This is a genomic window from Actinoplanes sp. TFC3 (genome assembly GCF_001553785.1).
In the GTDB taxonomy this organism is placed as follows: Bacteria; Actinomycetota; Actinomycetes; order Mycobacteriales; family Micromonosporaceae; genus Actinoplanes.
The window spans coordinates 4580337-4597491 of record NZ_LOJP01000001.1; the positions used below are offsets into that span (position 1 = coordinate 4580337).

The following is a 17155-nucleotide window of genomic DNA, read 5'->3' on the forward strand; positions in this document are numbered from 1 at the left end:
CCCTCGATCTCGGCCCGCCCAGCCACGAACCCCCACCCCCGCCGCAGGATGCGCTCGTCGCGATGCAGCGCATCAACCGCGGCAAGACGGTCGCTGTCGGCATTGCGCGGCGCACGCTCGGCGTCCTTGAGCCACAGCAACGGCTGCCCTCCCCGCGTGACGTCGTGCACGCGGTCACCGCCGGCGGGAGCCAGCTCGGCGAGGACGGAGAGAACGGTCTGCGGTCTCATCCGGGCGACCGTAGCTCACCCCTACGACATCGCCGCGACCCACATCCCCGCGTCACCGAGGCGCCGATCGATCCGCAAGCCGGCTCCGATCAATGATTCACAGGCAAGCGGCGATACAACTCGACAGCGTCCCCATCCGGCGTAAGGTGCCCGGGGCTGGGCGTGCGGGACTCTGCGGGCTGAGCCGGTTCTGCCGGCCGGGAGGTCAGGGCGTCTGCGGGGTGGTGAGGGAGGCGACGCAGGAGCGGAGGAAGTGGCGCATCTGATTCTGTTCCGTGGCGGTCAGACCGTTGAGCATGCGCTCCTCGACGGCACGGACGGCGGCGCTTGCGGTTTCGAGCTGGTGGCGGCCCTTCGCGGTCAGCGTGGTGGGCAGCACCCGCCCTGAGGGTGCGCGCTCGGGCCGGGCGACCAGTCCGTCGCGTTCCAGCGCCTGCAAAAGCACGTTCATGGACTGGCGGGTCACGAAGGTGCCGCGGGCCAGGTCGGAGTTGGACAGGCCGGGGCGCTGGGACAGCAGCTCCAGGCATGAGTAGTGCGTGATCGTCATTCCGAGTGGCCGCAGCACCGCCTCCATCGCCGAGTGCAGGGCGCTCGACGCCATCTTCAGCAAGTACCCCAACGAGGTGTCCAACTCGACTTGACCCATGTCAGCATCCTGACATACGCTAAGCCATGTCAGATAACTGACATACTCAGCAGAGGAGCACCACCATGGCTGTCACCGGACCCGACTTCATCTCCCTGCAGGTACGCGACCTTGAACGCTCCGCAGCCTTCTACGAGCAGCATTTCGGCCTGCAGCGCCAGCCCGGCCCGCCGCACGCCGTCGTCTTCGCCACCAAGCCCATCGCCTTCGCCGTACGCGAAGCCATCGTCGACGAGAACCCCTACCCCGGCCGCGGCGTAGCCCTGTGGCTGCACGCGCCCGACTCCCAAGCCCTCCACGACGCCCTCGAAGCCGCCGGAGTTCGCATCGTCTCGGCACCCATCGACGGCCCGTTCGGCCGCACGTTCACGTTCGCCGACCCCGACGGGTACGAGGTGACGCTGCACGATCGGGGCTGAGGAACTGACGGGCGGTTGAATAGTTGCCCAACGGCGGACTTGACCTCAACTGAGGTTGAGGGTGCAGGCTCGCCGGATGAGCTTTTCGGAGAGTGAGCTGGCGTATCTGGCCGGACAGCAGCTTGGCCGGCTGGCTACGTTGCGGCCCGATGGCACGCTGCAGAACAGTCCGGTGGGGTTTCGCTACAACGCGGGTACCGGCACCATCGACATTGCTGGGTTCCATATGGCCAACAGTCGCAAGTATCGCAATGTCGCGGCCAACGGGCAGGTTGCGTTCGTTGTTGACGACGTGCCGTCCACCAATCCTTGGCGTGTGCGCTGCTTGGAGATTCGTGGCACCGCCGAGGCTCTCGACGCTCCGGCCGACTCGGGCTATGGCACGCCGGCGCCCATCATTCGCATCCGGCCCCGGCGGATTTTGAGCTTCGGGCTGGAGGAGCCCGACACCGACGCCCATTCCCTGACCATGAACAGCCGCACCGTGGCCTGATCAGGAGCCGGCGTATTTGTCGGCTGCGTGCTGGACCTTCTCCCGGTACGCGGCCCACCACGCGGGATCGCCTTCGGGGAGGTTGCTGGAGCTTTGGCGCATTCCGGCGGCACCATCGATGAGTTCGCGGACGATGTCGGCGTGGCCGGTGTGGCGTTCGGTTTCGGAGATCATGTGGATCAGCAGCCGGTGCAGCGGCACCTCCCGCGTCTGCGCAGGCCACCAAGGAACTCGGCCGACGGCGTCCAGGTCCAGGGTCGTGATGGTCTCGTCGTCATGGGCCCATACCCGGCGGTAGAAGTCGATGATGAGCTCACGGGATTCCTCGGGGGTGGCCCACATGTCCGCGTTGGGCTCGGCCTCGTCCTCAAGTCCGGGAAGCTGGTTGGCGATGGGACGGCCGAACGACTCGCCCAGGTATCCCGTTTCCACCAGCGCTACGTGCTTGACCAGGCCGAGCAGGTTGGTGCCGGTGGGCGTGAGGGGACGGCGGATGTCGTAGTCGGACAGGCCGTCGAGTTTCCACAGCAGCGCGTCGCGAGCGTCCTGAAGATACTTCTGGAGGTCGGCTTTCATGCGCAGCATCCTGCCAGCGGTGCCTCCCGGCCACCGCGCATTTACCGGCCGGTGAGTTCGGGCGGGCGTAAGTTGAGGGGATGCTGCTGACGATCGTTGCTGACTACGGGACCGGGGATCTGGCGTTCGCCGAGGTACGGCAGCGCCTCGCCGGGTTGCTGCCGGAGGCTGATGTGGCCGCTATCCCGGTGCCGCCGTTCGACACGGTGAGTGCCGGGTTCTGCGTGGCCCAGCTCGGGTTCGGTGAGGGGCCCGCCGACCGGGTGATCTATGCGAACGTGGCACCGCGGCAGGATGAGGACGAACCCCGCGAGGACAACGCCGGCGAACGGTTGGTGGCGGCCCGGCTCGCTTCGGGCGTCCTGGTGGTTGGGGTGGCATCCGGGGCCAGCCTGTCCTTCCTGGCCGACGAGGGTGTGCCGCTGCGCGCGGTGAACGTGCCGGACGCCGGGTCGCAGTTCCGGTCCAGGGATGTGTTTCCGGCGGCGGTGGCGGGGCTGGTTCGCGGGGACGAGAGCCTGCTGGGCGAGCCGGTGACTGTGGCGCGGGCGCCGGAGCGGGCGGTGATTTACACCGACGGGTACGGCAACCTGAAGACCAGCTGGTACGAGGCGCCGGCGCAGGTGGGGACGACGGTTCGGGTTCGCATCGGGGACGCCCGGGTTGAAGCCATGGTCAGCGACGGGGTCTTCACCGTGCCGGCGGGAACGGTCTCGTTCGCCCCCGGCAGCTCCGGCTGGCCTCGCGGCAACCAAGCGCCCAGTGGAAGCGAAGGCGAAGAAAAACGCGCGTGCTTCGAGCTGTTCGCCCGAGGAGGCAACGCGGCTGAGCTGTTCGGCAATCCACCTTCCGGCACACCTGTGACGGTGGAGATCGGCTGAGCCCCAAGAACAGCGGGCCGGGCACTCCGCGGAGGCGGAGAACCCGGCCCGATGAAGCAATCTCAGGCGCCGCGCAGGGTGGCGCCGGTGCGGGACGCGGCCTCGGCGACGGCCGCATCACGAGCTGCCACCGCCTCCTCGACCGTGAGCGTGCGGTCAGGGGCGCGGAAGGTCAGCTTGTACGCCAGGCTTTTGAGCCCCTCGCCGAGCTGGGCCGCCGACTCGTAGACGTCGAACAGCCGCACCGATTCCAGCAGCGAACCCGCCCCGGCAACCAGCGCCTCCTGCACCGACGCGGCCGGCACCGACGACTCCACGACCAGCGCCACGTCGATCAGCGCCGGCGGGAACGACGAGATGACCGGGGCCTGGGTGACCGGCTTGACCGGCAGCGCGTCCAAGTCGATCTCCATGGCGCAGGTGCGCTTGGGCAGCTCCAAGGTCGACAGGACGGCCGGGTGCAGCTCCCCCGCGTGCCCGGTCAGCTTGCCGTCGACCAGGATCGCGGCGCAGCGGCCCGGGTGCCACGGCGCGTAGCCGGCCGCCTGCACGGTGACGCGCTCCGGGGAGATGCCCGCCGCGGACACCGCCGTGCGAGCCGCCTCGATCGCGTCGGCCCAGGTGGCCGTGCGGCCCTGACCCCACCAGCCGGCCGGGGCGGCGTCACCGGTCAGCGCCACTGCGAGGTGCCACGGCTGCGCCGGGACGATCGCGTTGGCCGCCGTCCACTCCGGCTCCGACGGTGCCCGGTCCACGCCGAGCACCGGCGGGGCCGTCGCACTCAGGTGCGGCTGGAACACCGTGCCCAGCTCGTACAGGGCGATGTCACGTTCACCCCGGCCGAGGTTGCGCTTGAGGGTGGCCAGCAGCGGCGGCAGCAGCGAGGTGCGCAGCAGCGGCTCCTGCTCCGACAGCGGGTTGGTCAGCTTGACCGCGCTGCGCCGGGGGTCGTCGGGGGCCAGGCCGAAGGCGTCGGCGGCACCGGGGGCGACGAACGGGTACGACAACACCTCGACGTAGCCGCTTTCCGCCATGGCCCGGCCCACCGTGCGCCGCCGGATCTGCTCGGCGCTCAGCCCGCCACCGCCACGCGTCGCGGGCAGGACGCTCGGGATGGCGTCGTAGCCACCGAGGCGGGCCACCTCCTCGACCAGGTCGATGGGGGCGAGCAGATCGGGACGCCAGGACGGCGGGGTCACGTCGAGCGGCTCCACCCCGGTCAGCGTGCAGCCGACCTTGGTGAGCAGGTCGCCGAGCTGGTCCACCCCGTACGGCACCCCGATGCGCCGGGTGGCCAGGTCCGTGGGCAGGTTGATCGGGGCCGGGTCCGCGACGTGGTTGATGTCGAGCACGAACTCGTCGGGCGTGCCCCCGGCGTACGTGGTCAGCAGTTCGACAGCGCGCGCCAGGGCAACCAGCGTGAGCTGCGGGTCGACGCCCCGCTCCCAGCGCTTGGCCGCCTCGCTGAACAGCTTGTGCCGGCGGGCCGTGCGTCCCACCATGACCGGGTCCCAGTGTGCCGCCTCGAGCAGCACGTCCACGGTGGTCGGTTGGTATTCGCTGGTCTCGCCGCCCATGACCGCGGCGAGCGAGATCGGACCCGACTCGTCGCAGATGACCATGTCCTCGGCGTCGAGAACGCGGGCCACCCCGTCGAGGGTGGTCAGCTTCTCCCCCGGCCGGGCCCGGCGCACGACCAGCCCGCCGCGCAGCAGGTTGAGGTCGAACACGTGCATGGGCTGGCCGAGTTCGAGCATCACGTAGTTGGTGATGTCCACGGCGAGCGAGATGGACCGGATGCCGGCGGTGGTCAGGCGCTGCTGGATGAAGCCGGGCGACGGGACGCTCGGGTCGATGCCGCGCACCACAACCGCCGAGAAACGGTCGCAGCCCACGGTGTCCTCCACGCGCACCGGGTGCGGCGCCTCGGCCGTGGGGGCCACCGCGGAGCCGTGGCCGGGGTCGGTGAAGGCGGCATCGTAGGCGTGGGAGAGTTCGCGCGCGATGCCTCGCACGCTCATCTGGTAGCCCCGGTCCGGGGTGATCTCCACGTCGACGATGACGTCGTCGAGCCCGACCGCCGGGCGCGCGTCGGTGCCGGGCACCGCGGAATCCGCCGGCAGCACGACGATGCCGTCGTGGTCGGTGCCCAGGCCCAGCTCGGCCGCCGAGCAGATCATGCCGTGGGAGTTGCGGCCATACGTCTTGCGCGCGCCGATCACGAAGCCACCCGGCAGCTCGCCGCCGGGCAGGATCACCACGACCAGGTCGCCGGCCGCGAAGTTGCGGGCCCCGCAGACGATCTCCTGCGGCTCGGGGTTGCCGACGTCGACACGGCAGAAGCGGATGGGCTTCTTGAAGCCGGTGAGTTCCTCGATCTCGAGAACCCGCCCGACGACCAGGCCGCCCTTGACGGTGGCGGCCTGGTCGACAACGGATTCGACCTCGATGCCGAGGCCGACCAGGGTGCGGTCGAGTTCGGCCGGGTCGGGGGCAGCGGGCAGCTCGACGTACTCGCGCAGCCAGGAAAGGGAGAGCTTCATGTCAGACCGCCATACCGAAGTTGCGGGTGAACCGGACGTCACCCTCCACCATGTCGCGCATGTCGCTGACGCCGTTGCGGAACATCAGCGTGCGCTCGACCCCGATGCCGAACGCGAACCCGGAATAGCGTTCCGGGTCGATGCCGGAGGCCACCAGCACCTGCGGGTTGACCAGGCCGCAGCCACCCCATTCGACCCAGCGTGGGCCGTCGCGGTGCTGGGCGAACCACACGTCGAACTCCGCCGACGGCTCGGTGAAGGGGAAGTAGTGCGGCCGCCACCGGGTGCGCGCGTCCGGGCCGAACAGCGCCCTGGCGAAGTGGTCGAGGGTGCCCTTGAGGTGCGCCATCGTGATGCCCTCGTCCACGACCAGGCCCTCGATCTGGTGGAACACCGGGCTGTGCGTGGCGTCCACCTCGTCGGTGCGGTACACCCGCCCGGGGCTGACCACGGCGATCGGCGGCTGCTGCTTGAGCATCGTGCGCACCTGACCGGGTGACGTGTGGGTGCGCATCACCAGGCCGGGCAGGTCCACGTAGAACGTGTCCATCAGCCCGCGCGCCGGGTGGTCCGGGCCGATGTTGAGCGCGTCGAAGTTGGCCCACTCCAGCTCCAGCTCCGGGCCGTCCACGACCGAGTAACCCATGCCGGCGAACAGGTCGCCCATGTGCTCCATCAGCGTGGTCACCGGGTGCCGGGCCCCCTGCGGCCGGCGGTCCCAGGGCAGCGTGACGTCCACGCGCTCCTCGACCAGCACGCGGGCGGCGCGCTCGGTTTCCAGCGTGGCCTGGCGCGCGTCGAACGCGGCCTGCACGCCCTGGCGGGCAACGTTGACGCGCTTGCCGGCGTCGGACTTGGCGGCCGGGGGCAGCGAGCCGATCTCGCGGCGGGCCAGCGACACCGGCGAACGGTCGCCCAGGTGGGCCGGCTTGAGCGCACCGAGCGCGTCGAGGTCGGTGACCTCGGCGAAGGCCGCTTCGGCCTCGGCGACCGCGGTTTCGAGAGCCTCGGGGGCCAGCAGAGCCGCCTGCTTCGGGTCGTACGGATCGTTGCGGTAAGACATGGTCGGGCGAACTCCCTCACACCGGATAAGCCAACGGCCGTCGCAGCCGAGTGCACCGAGCGCAGCGAGGGCCGCGAGGGGGTGACTCAGGTGGATCAGTGTACGGACGCGCGGCTCAGCCGCCGCCCGCCGGTCAGGGAAGTAAGCGCAAAGAGTCAGCGCACGTGCCCGCGACCAGCGGGCCGGCTAAACACCTGACTCATGAGGATCTCCAGCAGAAGAGGAGCGTTGCGCTCTGGCCGAAGCATACAAGCAGACCGCTGCGGCGGCAGCCAGGTTCAGGCTCTCGGCACCCCCGTAGATGGGTACGCGCACCCTCTTGTCCGCCGCCCGCAGGTAGGACGAATCGAGTCCGTGCGCCTCCGAGCCGAACAACCACACGGTCGGGGCAGCCAGGGAACCGTCGTCGAGCAGCTCATCGAGGTCGGTGTCGCCGTACCCGGTAGTGGCCAGCACCTGGAACGCATTCAGCTCTTTCAGCGAAAGCGACGGCGCCCGGACCACGTCCACGTTGAACAGGCTGCCTGCCGAGGAGCGGACACATTTGCCGTTGTACGGATCCACGGCGTCACCCGCGAAGATGACCGCCCCGGCCCCGGCCGCGTCGGCGGTACGCAGGATCGTCCCGGCATTGCCCGGATCCCGGATCTCCACGGCCACCGCCACCAGCCGGGGATTCTTGGCAAGAGCACCAGCCAGCGGTACGTCCACCTGTTCGCAGACAGCCACAAGCCCCTGGGGCTGCACGGTCTCGGCCAGGCCGGCGAGCGCCTCATCGGTGACCGGGGACACGGTGGGTGCCTGCAGTGCCAGGTCGCCGTGGCGGGCGAGGGCTTCGGGCGTACCGAACAAGTCGAGAACCACTCCCGCAGCCAGCGCCGATCGCACCGCCTGGGGTCCTTCGGCCAGGAACCGCCCGGCCTTGTCCCGGTCGCGGCGGCGCTGCAGGCGGCGGGCCGCGACGACCCTCGGGGTGCGCGGGGTGAACGTCACAGAAAGCCCTCCGGATGCAAAGGAACGCCTCCCGCCGCGGCGGAAGGCGTTCCCAAAGTGCGGTGCGTTACTCAGGCGGCCTGGGCGGCAGCGCCACCCGTGCCCTCGGCCGCAACGGCGGCGCGAGCGATCTCGACGATCGCCGCGAACGAGGCGGCGTCGTTGACGGCCAGGTCGGCCAGGATCTTGCGGTCCACCTCGACACCGGCCAGCTTGAGGCCCTGGATGAGGCGGTTGTAGGTCATGCCGTTGGCGCGGGCACCGGCGTTGATGCGCGTGATCCACAGCTGGCGGAAGTCGCCCTTGCGGTCACGGCGGTCGCGGTACGAGTACTGCATCGAGTGCAGCACCTGCTCCTTGGCCTTGCGGTACAGGCGCGAGCGCTGACCGCGGTATCCGCTGGCGGTCTCCAGCAACGTGCGACGCTTCTTCTGGGCGTTTACTGCCCGCTTGACGCGTGCCATTTCAGTACTCCTAACAGGGGAACGGTTGTGGCGCGCGCGTCAGCGGCCCAGCAGCTTCTTCACTCGCTTGGTGTCGGCCTTGGCCACGACGACCGTACCGGTCATCCGGCGGGTGGTCTTGGAGGACTTGCCCTCCAGCAGGTGACGCTTGCCGGCCTGCTCGACAACAAGCTTGCCCTTGCCGGTGACCTTCACCCGCTTACCCATGCCGGTGTGGCTCTTCATCTTCGGCACTTGACGCCTACTCTCATCAAATCTTCCCCGCGGCCTGATCACCGCGGGGCCTCAATTACTCTGCCGTGCTCTCGGTGGCCGGCGCTTCGGCCTCTTCGCCCTCGCGCGGCTCGCGGGTCTTGGCACCCGGAGCGGCCGCGACCGCTGCGGCCTTGGTGGCCCGGTGCGGGGCCAGCACCATGATCATGTTGCGGCCGTCCTGCTTGGGACTGGCCTCGACGAAGCCGAGCTCCGAGATCTCCTCGCTGAGCCGGCGCAGGAGCCGGAAACCCAGCTCCGGGCGGCTCTGCTCACGACCGCGGAACATGATCGTCACCTTGACCTTGTCGCCCGCCTTGAGGAACCGCACCACGTGACCCTTCTTGGTCTCGTAGTCGTGCGGGTCGATCTTGGGGCGCAGCTTCATTTCCTTGATGACGGTCTGCTGCTGGTTGCGCCGCGATTCGCGCGCCTTGAGTGCGCTCTCGTACTTGAACTTGCCGAAGTCCATGAGCTTGCACACCGGCGGGCGCGCCATCGGCGCAACCTCGACCAGGTCCAGGTCGACGTCGGCGGCCAGCTGCAGGGCGCGCTCGAGCGGGACGATGCCCACCTGCTCACCCTCGGGGCCGACCAGCCGGACCTCTCGTGCCCGGATCTGTTCGTTAACGCGTGGTTCGACGCTGATGGGGCCTCCTCAGAACGTACTTATGGTCGCCCTCGCCGGCGATGCGGCGACGGCTCTGCCAATGTCGGTCGGCCTCGCGCCGCCCTCTGACCACCGGGCGGCGGGAAAGCAGAAGGCCCCGGCATATGCCAGGGCCCGCTCGACCGGTCATCGGCGCCCATACAAGGACGCACACCCACCGCGGGATATTCCCGTGATCGGTTGACCGGACCCATGCCGCCTCAAGGGACGACGTGGGTGGGAGCCAAGCGGGCTCCTCTTTCGCGCCAGCCGCGTCGATCTTGCGGTCGTCGGAGGGCAGGCGTGGTCGACTAACGCAGAAGTCTACCAGCTCAGGGCGTGGCGGCCGAATGAAGGGCCCGCAGCGCGCGCACGCCCTGCACGGCGTAGTCCTTGTCGGCGGCCTGCAGCGCGTGCACGGACACCGTCTCGTCGCCGTGCAGCTCCAGCATCGCCCACGCCGAGTTCCGGTCGAAGCGCACCGCCTTGACCGCCGCCCAGGGCAGGTCGTAGTTGCCGAGCACGTTGCGGATCTGCACGTGACTGGCGTCCGCCTTCACCCGCGGCCGGGTAAAGGCGAGGATGCCAAGCCCGGCCAGCACGCCCAGCCCGATCATCGCGCTCTGATCGCCGCGCTCGAACTGCCCGAAGCCGTCGCCGGTCGAGCCGTGCAGCCCGAAGCTCAGCGCGGTGAACAGGATCACCACCGCTGCCGCGCAGATGCCCGCGACCCAGCGGATGCGCTTGGGCCGGAACTCGACTTGCTGCTGCGTACTCACGTCAACCACTGTGCCACCCCTACAGCCGGCAGTTCGAGATGTCGGTGACCAGAATGGCCCGGGCGCCGAGTTCGTACAGCTCATCCATGACGCGGTGCACGTCGGCGCGGCGGACCATGGCCTGCACCGCCACCCAGCCCTCGCGGTGCAGCGGGGACACCGTCGGCGACTCGATGCCCGGGGTCAGCGCGGTGGCGTTCTCCATCAGGTCGGCGCGCACGTCGTAGGCCAGCATCACGTAGCCGCGGGCCACCAGCACACCCTGCAGGCGCCGGACCAACTGGGACAACTTGGGGCCGGGGTCGTCGCTGGCGCGGGCGATCAGGATCGCCGAGGAGCGCAGCAGCGGCTCACCGAGTGTGGCCAGTCCGGCCTGACGCAGCGTGGCCCCGGTTTCCACCACGTCGGCGATCAGGTCGGCCACGCCCAGGCGGACCGCGTTCTCCACGGCGCCGTCGAGGCGGACCACCTCGGCCTTGAGGTCGTGCTCGGCGAGGTAGCGCTCGACCACGCCGGGATAGGCGGTGGCGATGCGCCGCCCGCCGATGCCGGCCGCGGACTCCAGCGTGCCGGCCGGGGCGGCCCAGCGGAACGTGGCGCCCCCGAAGCCCAGGTCAAGCACCTCGCGCGCCGGGACCCCGGAGTCGACGAGCAGGTCGCGGCCGGTGATGCCGAGATCCAGATCACCCGAACCGACGTACGTGGCGATGTCGCGGGGGCGCAGGTAGAAGAACTCGACGTTGTTGTCCTCGTCACGGCAGACGAGATCCTTGGGGTCGGTGCGCTGGCGGTAACCGGCGTCGCGCAGCATCTGGGCGGCCGGTCCGGACAGGGTTCCCTTGTTGGGGACGGCGATACGCAACATGACGTGCTCCTTCGAAGAAGATCAATGAGGGGCGAGGGCACGTCAGAGATGTCGGTAAACGTCCTCAAGGTCGAGTCCAGTGGCGATCATGAGGCATTGCGCCTGGTAGAGCAGCTGCGAGAGCTCCTCGGCGGTGCGTTGCGGCCCCTCGTGCTCGGCGGCCATCCAGGACTCTGCGGCTTCCTCGACGACCTTCTTGCCGATGAAGTGCACGCCCTTGTCCAGCGCCGCGACGGTGCCCGAACCCTCGGGCCGCTCGGCCGCGCGCTGCTGCAACTCGGCGAACAACTCTTCGAACGTCTTCACGACGCCAGATTGTTGCAGCTCATTACGGGGTGGCAACGGACGGGCCTATCTACTGGGACGTGCCCTAGGCTGCGGTTCATGCTCAGAAACACCCTCGCCGCGTTCGGCGGTGCCACTGTGCTCCTCGCCACACTGGCCGCCTGCGCACCCGCCGATGAGGCCGCGTCGCCATCGGCCACCGGTTCCGGTTCCGCGTCCGCCTCGAACGCCACCTGCGCCCAGGGCGCCCTGGACACCGTGGCCGCGGGCAAGCTCACGATCGGCACCGACAACCCGGCGTACGAGCCCTGGTTCACCGACAACAAGCCGGCGAACGGCAAGGGCTTCGAGTCCGCCGTGGCCTACGCGGTTGCCGAGCGCCTCGGTTACCCGGCGCAGAACGTCACGTGGACCTCGGTGACGTTCAACAACGCGATCGCGCCCGGCCCCAAGGCGTTCGACTTCGACATCAACCAGTTCTCGATCACCGACGAGCGCAAGAAGGCCGTGGACTTCTCCTCGCCGTACTACCTCGTACGCCAGACGGTGATCACCACCAAGGGCTCGAAGATCGCGAACGCGAAGACCGTGGCCGAGCTCAAGAACGCCAAGCTGGGCGCGCAGGTCGGCACGACCAGCTACCAGGCGATCAACGAGCTGATCAAGCCCAGCGCGCAGGCGCAGGTCTACAACAACAACGACGACGCCAAGGCGGCGCTGCAGAACGGGCAGATCGACGGGCTCGTGGTGGACCTGCCGACCGCGTTCTACATGACCGCGGCGGAGCTGGACAACGGCATCATCGTGGGTCAGCTGCCGCAGGTGGGCGTGCCCGAGCAGTTCGGCCTGGTGCTCGACCTGGGCTCGAAGCTGACGCCGTGCGTGAGCGACGCCGTGGATCAGCTGCGCCAGGACGGCACCCTCGCGGTGCTTGAGAAGACGTGGCTGACCAGCGGCGGAGCCCCCGAACTTTCGTGAGCGAGCAGCACCGGCCCAGCGACCTCCACCTCGGGCGGATCGCCTACCGCAGACGGCAGACGGTCCGCTCGGTGCTGCTCGCGGCGCTGTCCACCGCGGTGGTGGGCGGCGCGCTGGTCATCGGCGTCACCGGCGCGCCCGGCTGGGACCGCGTCAAGGGGTCGTTCTTCGACCTCGACATCGCCCGCAAGGCGTTCCCGCAGGTGATCGAGGGCCTCTGGCTCAACATCCGGCTGCTCGTGGTGTGCACGATCGCCGCGCTGGCCCTGGGGCTGCTCGTGGCCGTCGCGCGCACGCTGCGAGGTCCGGTGTTCTTCCCGCTGCGGGCGTTGGCGACCGGGTACACGTACACCTTCCGCGGTCTGCCTTTGATCATCGTGCTGTACGTCTTCACGCTCGGCGTTCCGGGGCTGCGGCTGCAGGGAATGCCCAGCGTGCTGGTGCTTGGCGGGGCGACGCTGGTGATCGTGTACGGCGCCTACCTGGCCGAGGTGATCCGCGCCGGCATCGAGTCGGTGCACCCCAGCCAGCTTGCCGCGGCCCGGTCCCTGGGGCTGACCTACCGCCAGACGATGCGCCATGTGGTGCTGCCCCAGGCGGTCCGGCGGGTCACTCCGGCGCTGCTCAACGATGCCGTGGCGCTGCAGAAGGACGTCGGGCTGGTGTCGCTGGCGGGTCCGATCGACGCGGTACGAGCAGCGCAGATCGACTCGGCTTACTACACGAACTTCACGCCGTACATCGTCGCCGGGGTCCTGTTCGTGCTTCTTGCCCTGCCCTTGATCGGGGTCACCGACTGGGTCACGCTGCGCGCGGCCCGCCGCCAGTCCGCGGGAGCCTGAACTATGCTGCTGAGCTGCGAAAACGTCCGTAAGACGTTCGGTTCGACGGTGGTGCTCGACAATCTGTCGCTGCAGGTGGACGAGCACGAGGTGGTGGCGCTGATCGGGGCCTCCGGCTCCGGCAAGTCCACGCTGCTGCGCTGCATCAACCTGCTGACCGAAATCGATGATGGCACCATCCGCCTCGACGACGAGGACATCACCGACCCGAAGGCCAACCCTGATCAGGTACGGCGCCGCATCGGCATGGTGTTCCAGTCCTACAACCTGTTCCCGCACATGAGCGTGCTGCGCAACATCACCCTGGCGCCGGACAAGGTGCACGGGCGCGGTGCGGTGGAGATCCGGCAGCAGGCCATGCAGTGGCTGGAGCGCGTGGGGCTGGCCGACAAGGCGGACTCGTATCCCGACCGGCTCTCCGGCGGTCAGCAGCAGCGCGTGGCCATCGTGCGGGCGCTGGTCAACAGCCCCCGGCTGTTGCTGCTGGACGAGGTGACCTCGGCGCTCGACCCGGAACTCGTCGGCGAGGTGCTCACGATGATCCGCGGGCTCAAGGACGACGGCATGACCATGGTGCTGGCCACCCACGAGATGGGCTTCGCCCGCCAGGTCGCCGACCGGGTCGTGTTCCTCGACGGCGGCCGGGTCCTGGAAGCCGGGCCGCCGTCGCAGGTGCTGGGCGACCCGGTCGAGCCGCGCACCCGTCAGTTCCTGTCCCGCATCATCGAGGCGGGCCGGCTCTAGCCGCTAGAGGTTCTTGATGGTCAGCGCCGCGTCGAGCACGGCCACGACGCTCTGCCAGCCCTTGTCCTCGATCGAGTCCTCCAGGCCGGCCCGGTCGCGGGCCTGCCCGAGGCTTTCGACGGTGAGCACGCCGTGCGCGACCGGGGTCCGCTCGTCCAGGGCGACCCTGGTCAGCCCGGCGGTCACCGCGTCGCACACGTAGTCGAAGTGCGCGGTTTCGCCGCGGATGACCACGCCCAGCGCCACCACTGCGTCGCACTTCTTCGCCAGGGCCTGCGCGACGATCGGCAGCTCCACCGAGCCGGCGACGCGCACCGCCACCACGTCATTCACGCCGCAAGCCTTGGCCGCTGCCTCGGCCCGCTCGACCATGTGGTCGACCAGGTCGCTGTGCCAGCGGGAGCCGACGATGCCGAGCTTGAGCCCGCCTGCGTCGACGGTGTCCAGGTGCGGATCTCCGAAACCGGCCATGTGTGCCCCCTTGATCGTAGAAACGATTATCAGCCCAGAGCCTCGAACAGGTGGCCCATACGGTCACGCTTGGTCCGTAGGTACCGCACGTTCTCCGGGTGCAGCCGCACGGGCAGCGCCTCGCGCCCGGTGATGGTCAGCCCGTAGCCCTCCAGGCCGGCGCGCTTGGCCGGGTTGTTGGTGAGCAGGCGCATCGAGCGCACGCCGAGGTCGTACAGGATCTGCGCGCCGGTGCCGTAGTCGCGGGCGTCGGCCGGCAGGCCCAGTTCGAGGTTGGCGTCGACGGTGTCCAGGCCGCTGTCCTGCAGGTGGTAGGCCTGCAACTTGCGCAGCAGCCCGATTCCCCGGCCCTCGTGCCCGCGCATGTAGAGCACCACGCCGCGGCCCGCCTCGGCGACGCGCTCCAGCGCCGCGTCCAGTTGGGGGCCGCAGTCGCAGCGCTTGGAGCCGAACACGTCGCCGGTCAGGCACTCCGAGTGCACGCGCACCAGCACGTCCTGACCGTCGCCGAGGTCGCCGCGCACCAGCGCCACGTGCTCGGAACCGTCCACGCTCGCCCGGTAGCCGACCGCGGTGAAGTCGCCGTGCTCGGTGGGCAGCCGGGTCTCGACGACCCGCTCGACCTGGCGTTCGTGGTGCTGGCGGTATTCGATGAGCTCCTCGATGCTGATCAGCGCGAGATCGTGCGCGGCGGCGAAGGCCTCCAGGCCGGGCCGGCGCATCATGGTGCCGTCGTCGTTGACCATCTCGCACAGCACCCCGGCGGGCCGCAACCCGGCGAGCACGGCCAGGTCGATGGCCGCCTCGGTGTGCCCGGGGCGGCGCAGCACCCCGCCCGGCTTGGCGCGCAGCGGCACCACATGACCGGGCCGGGACAGGTCGGCGGGCTGGGTGTCCGCGCCGGCGAGCAGCCGGATGGTGTGGGCCCGGTCGGCGGCGGAGATGCCGGTGCTCACGCCGTGGCGGGCGTCGACGGTCACCGCGTACGCCGTGCCGCGCGCGTCCTGGTTGGTGTGGAACATCGGCGGCAGGTCGAGGCGGTCGGCCTCCTGCTCGCTCAGCGGTACGCAGATGTAGCCCGAGGAGTAGCGAACCATGAACGCGACCAGCTCGGGCGTGGCCATCTGCGCGGCGAAGATCAGGTCGCCCTCGTTCTCGCGGTCCTCGTTGTCGACCACGATCACGGCCTTGCCCGCGGCGATGTCGGCGATCGCCCGTTCCACCCGCTCACGCATGGCGCTCCCCCAGCATCTTCTCGACGTACTTGGCGATCACGTCAACCTCGAGGTTGACCGGGTCGCCGGCGCTCTTGGACCCGAGCACGGTGAGCTTGAGCGTGGTCGGGATGAGCCCGACGCTGAAGGTGTCAGCGGTGAGCGCCATGACGGTCAGCGACACCCCGTCCACGGTGATCGAGCCCTTCTCCACCACGTAGCGGGCCAGCTCGGGCGGCAGCGAGAAGGTCAGCACCTCCCACTGCTCGGCCGGCTCGCGCGAGATGATCCGGCCCACGCCGTCGACATGGCCCTGCACGAGGTGCCCGCCGAGCCGGGTGCCGGCGGTCGCGGCGCGTTCCAGGTTGACCGGGGACCCGGCCGCGAGCGCGCCCAGCGAGGTGCGCCGCAGGCTTTCGCCCATGACGTCGGCGGTGAACACCCCGCCGGTGGCGTCGATGACGGTCAGGCAGACGCCGTTCACCGCAATCGAGTCGCCGTGTTTCGCGTCCTCGGTGACCAGCGGCCCGCGCACGGCGATAACGGCCGAGTCGCCCCCCGCGTCGCTCAGGTGCACGACCTCACCGAGTTCCTCGACGATGCCTGTGAACATCAGTGTCCTTTCTCGCGGAGCGTGGCGGTGAAGCGAACATCCGGGCCGATCTGCGTGACCTCGTCCAGGTCCAGCTCGATGGCCTCGGCAATGGTGGTGACGCCGGCGTCGACCAGGGCGGTGCGTCCGGCGCCGAGCAGTTTGGGGGCGACGTAGCCCACGACCCGGTCGATCAGGCCCGCCGCCAGGAAGCCGCCGGCCAGCACCGGTCCGCCTTCGAGCAGAGCGGCGCGCACGCCCCGCGAGTACAACTCGGCAAGCAGAGCGGTCAGGTCGACGCGGCCGTCGGGTCCGGCCCCGAGCGCGGCCGCGGTGGCGACCCAGGTTTCCGCGGCGCTGTCGCGCACGCGGGCATTTCCGGGGGTACGGCCAAAGCTGTCGACGACCACCCGCAGCGGCTGCTTGACCGCCAGCGAGCCGTTCCGCAGATCCCGGACCGTCAGGTGCGGATCATCGGCGAGCACCGTGCCGACCCCGGCGATGACGGCGTCAACCGTGCCGCGCAGCCGGTGCACGTCGGTACGCGCAGGCTCGGAGGTGATCCACTTGCTGGTGCTGTCAGCGGCCGCCGAGCGCCCGTCCAGGGTCGCCGCGTACTTCCAGGTCACATAGGGCCGGCCCCGGCGCACGGCGGTCAGCCAGGCCACGTTGCCGGCCTCCGCCTCGCCCCGGCGCGCCCCGGTCTCGACCCGCACCCCGGCGTCGCGCAGCGTGGCGGCTCCCCCGGCCGCGGCGGGTGTCGGGTCGTCGACGGCGATCACCACGCGCTCAACCCCGGCGTTGATCAGCGCCTGCGCGCACGGACCGGTGCGACCGGTGTGGTTGCACGGCTCCAGAGTGACCACTGCGGTGCCGCCGCGCGCCTTGTCACCGGCCTGGGCCAGCGCCACGATCTCGGCGTGCGGGCCACCGGCGTACGCGTGGAAACCCTCCCCGACGACCTCGCCGTCCGCACCGAGCAGCACGCACCCGACAATCGGGTTGGGGCTGGTGGTGCCGAGGCCACGGGCGGCAAGCGCAATCGCGCGGGCCATCGCTTGATCCTCGGTGAGCATCGGCTGCGTTCTCCTCGCGCGGATCGGTCACGCGCGACGAGCGGGATGCCAACGCAGGGAGAAGGACATCGGGGTACGCCAAGCGTTCCCCGGTCAT

Annotated in this window: 22 protein-coding genes; 6 read left to right on the forward strand and 16 right to left on the reverse strand. The window is 69.8% G+C overall.

Translation table 11 applies throughout. The annotated features are described in order from the left end of the window. The coding region (locus tag TFC3_RS38165) for a hypothetical protein (protein ID WP_161952647.1) at positions 1 to 230 on the reverse strand (230 nt) is incomplete at its 3' end. Between the two features lie 205 nt (positions 231 to 435). Then, complete coding sequence (locus tag TFC3_RS20580; RefSeq protein ID WP_067502381.1) at positions 436 to 879, reverse strand: MarR family winged helix-turn-helix transcriptional regulator; 444 nt, start codon at positions 877 to 879, stop codon at positions 436 to 438. Between the two features lie 65 nt (positions 880 to 944). Between TFC3_RS20580 and TFC3_RS20585 the strand changes: the two genes are divergently transcribed. Together TFC3_RS20585 and TFC3_RS20590 are read left to right on the forward strand one after the other, a co-directional pair. After that, positions 945 to 1298, forward strand: coding sequence for a VOC family protein (locus tag TFC3_RS20585; protein ID WP_067502384.1), 354 nt, complete (start codon positions 945 to 947; stop codon positions 1296 to 1298). Between the two features lie 76 nt (positions 1299 to 1374). Further along, positions 1375 to 1791, forward strand: a complete 417-nt coding sequence (locus TFC3_RS20590; RefSeq protein WP_067502390.1) for a PPOX class F420-dependent oxidoreductase — start codon at positions 1375 to 1377, stop codon at positions 1789 to 1791. Here TFC3_RS20590 and TFC3_RS20595 read toward each other — a convergent pair whose 3' ends face one another. Continuing rightward, positions 1792 to 2367: a DinB family protein gene (locus TFC3_RS20595; protein WP_067502392.1), complete on the reverse strand. Its 576-nt coding sequence runs from the start codon at positions 2365 to 2367 to the stop codon at positions 1792 to 1794. Positions 2368 to 2447: 80 nt separating this feature from the next. Between TFC3_RS20595 and TFC3_RS20600 the strand changes: the two genes are divergently transcribed. Further along, positions 2448 to 3248, forward strand: a complete 801-nt coding sequence (locus TFC3_RS20600; RefSeq protein ID WP_067502394.1) for an S-adenosyl-l-methionine hydroxide adenosyltransferase family protein — start codon at positions 2448 to 2450, stop codon at positions 3246 to 3248. Between the two features lie 62 nt (positions 3249 to 3310). Here the strand turns inward: TFC3_RS20600 and pheT are convergent, their stop codons facing one another. The 9 genes from pheT to TFC3_RS20645 all read right to left on the reverse strand — a co-directional run bounded on the left by pheT (position 3311) and on the right by TFC3_RS20645 (position 11162). After that, positions 3311 to 5791 carry a phenylalanine--tRNA ligase subunit beta gene (gene pheT / locus TFC3_RS20605; protein WP_067502395.1) on the reverse strand — a complete coding sequence of 827 codons (2481 nt, stop codon included), beginning with the start codon at positions 5789 to 5791 and terminating at the stop codon, positions 3311 to 3313. 1 nt (position 5792) lies between these two features. Next, on the reverse strand, positions 5793 to 6854 hold the full coding sequence (gene pheS / locus TFC3_RS20610; protein ID WP_067502397.1) for a phenylalanine--tRNA ligase subunit alpha: 1062 nt from the start codon (positions 6852 to 6854) through the stop codon (positions 5793 to 5795). Between the two features lie 186 nt (positions 6855 to 7040). Then, on the reverse strand, positions 7041 to 7847 hold the full coding sequence (locus TFC3_RS20615) for an RNA methyltransferase (RefSeq protein WP_067502400.1): 807 nt from the start codon (positions 7845 to 7847) through the stop codon (positions 7041 to 7043). A gap of 71 nt (positions 7848 to 7918) precedes the next feature. Then, positions 7919 to 8311: a 50S ribosomal protein L20 gene (gene rplT / locus TFC3_RS20620; RefSeq protein WP_067502403.1), complete on the reverse strand. Its 393-nt coding sequence runs from the start codon at positions 8309 to 8311 to the stop codon at positions 7919 to 7921. A gap of 39 nt (positions 8312 to 8350) precedes the next feature. Then, positions 8351 to 8545 (reverse strand): 50S ribosomal protein L35, encoded by a 195-nt coding sequence (rpmI, locus tag TFC3_RS20625; protein WP_067502406.1) that lies wholly within the window; start codon positions 8543 to 8545, stop codon positions 8351 to 8353. A 55-nt stretch (positions 8546 to 8600) separates the two neighbouring features. Beyond that, positions 8601 to 9212 (reverse strand): translation initiation factor IF-3, encoded by a 612-nt coding sequence (gene infC, locus TFC3_RS20630; RefSeq protein WP_067502409.1) that lies wholly within the window; start codon positions 9210 to 9212, stop codon positions 8601 to 8603. Positions 9213 to 9544: 332 nt separating this feature from the next. Continuing rightward, complete coding sequence (locus TFC3_RS20635; RefSeq protein ID WP_067507151.1) at positions 9545 to 9991, reverse strand: PH domain-containing protein; 447 nt, start codon at positions 9989 to 9991, stop codon at positions 9545 to 9547. A 19-nt stretch (positions 9992 to 10010) separates the two neighbouring features. Next, positions 10011 to 10856, reverse strand: a complete 846-nt coding sequence (gene hisG / locus TFC3_RS20640) for an ATP phosphoribosyltransferase (protein WP_067502411.1) — start codon at positions 10854 to 10856, stop codon at positions 10011 to 10013. 42 nt (positions 10857 to 10898) lie between these two features. Further along, positions 10899 to 11162, reverse strand: a complete 264-nt coding sequence (locus TFC3_RS20645) for a phosphoribosyl-ATP diphosphatase (protein ID WP_067502414.1) — start codon at positions 11160 to 11162, stop codon at positions 10899 to 10901. Between the two features lie 78 nt (positions 11163 to 11240). On the opposite strand from TFC3_RS20645, the gene TFC3_RS20650 reads away from it, so the two are divergent. The 3 genes from TFC3_RS20650 to TFC3_RS20660 are packed head-to-tail and all read left to right on the forward strand — an operon-like array spanning position 11241 to position 13705. Further along, positions 11241 to 12119: an ABC transporter substrate-binding protein gene (locus TFC3_RS20650; RefSeq protein WP_067502417.1), complete on the forward strand. Its 879-nt coding sequence runs from the start codon at positions 11241 to 11243 to the stop codon at positions 12117 to 12119. Beyond that, positions 12116 to 12961 carry an amino acid ABC transporter permease gene (locus TFC3_RS20655; protein ID WP_067502420.1) on the forward strand — a complete coding sequence of 282 codons (846 nt, stop codon included), beginning with the start codon at positions 12116 to 12118 and terminating at the stop codon, positions 12959 to 12961. The genes TFC3_RS20650 and TFC3_RS20655 overlap by 4 nt, the downstream gene beginning before the upstream one ends. A 3-nt stretch (positions 12962 to 12964) precedes the next feature. Then, positions 12965 to 13705: an amino acid ABC transporter ATP-binding protein gene (locus TFC3_RS20660; protein ID WP_067502424.1), complete on the forward strand. Its 741-nt coding sequence runs from the start codon at positions 12965 to 12967 to the stop codon at positions 13703 to 13705. A gap of 3 nt (positions 13706 to 13708) precedes the next feature. Here TFC3_RS20660 and ribH read toward each other — a convergent pair whose 3' ends face one another. The 4 genes from ribH to ribD are packed head-to-tail and all read right to left on the reverse strand — an operon-like array spanning position 13709 to position 17058. After that, on the reverse strand, positions 13709 to 14176 hold the full coding sequence (gene ribH, locus TFC3_RS20665) for a 6,7-dimethyl-8-ribityllumazine synthase (protein WP_067502427.1): 468 nt from the start codon (positions 14174 to 14176) through the stop codon (positions 13709 to 13711). A gap of 29 nt (positions 14177 to 14205) precedes the next feature. Continuing rightward, a complete protein-coding gene (locus tag TFC3_RS20670) occupies positions 14206 to 15411 on the reverse strand; it encodes a bifunctional 3,4-dihydroxy-2-butanone-4-phosphate synthase/GTP cyclohydrolase II (RefSeq protein ID WP_067502432.1) in 1206 nt (401 codons plus the stop codon). Beyond that, positions 15404 to 16003, reverse strand: a complete 600-nt coding sequence (locus TFC3_RS20675) for a riboflavin synthase (protein ID WP_067502435.1) — start codon at positions 16001 to 16003, stop codon at positions 15404 to 15406. The genes TFC3_RS20670 and TFC3_RS20675 overlap by 8 nt, the downstream gene beginning before the upstream one ends. Further along, a complete protein-coding gene (gene ribD / locus TFC3_RS20680) occupies positions 16003 to 17058 on the reverse strand; it encodes a bifunctional diaminohydroxyphosphoribosylaminopyrimidine deaminase/5-amino-6-(5-phosphoribosylamino)uracil reductase RibD (protein WP_067502437.1) in 1056 nt (351 codons plus the stop codon). Before ribD ends, TFC3_RS20675 begins: the two co-directional genes overlap by 1 nt. Positions 17059 to 17155 lie beyond the last annotated feature (97 nt).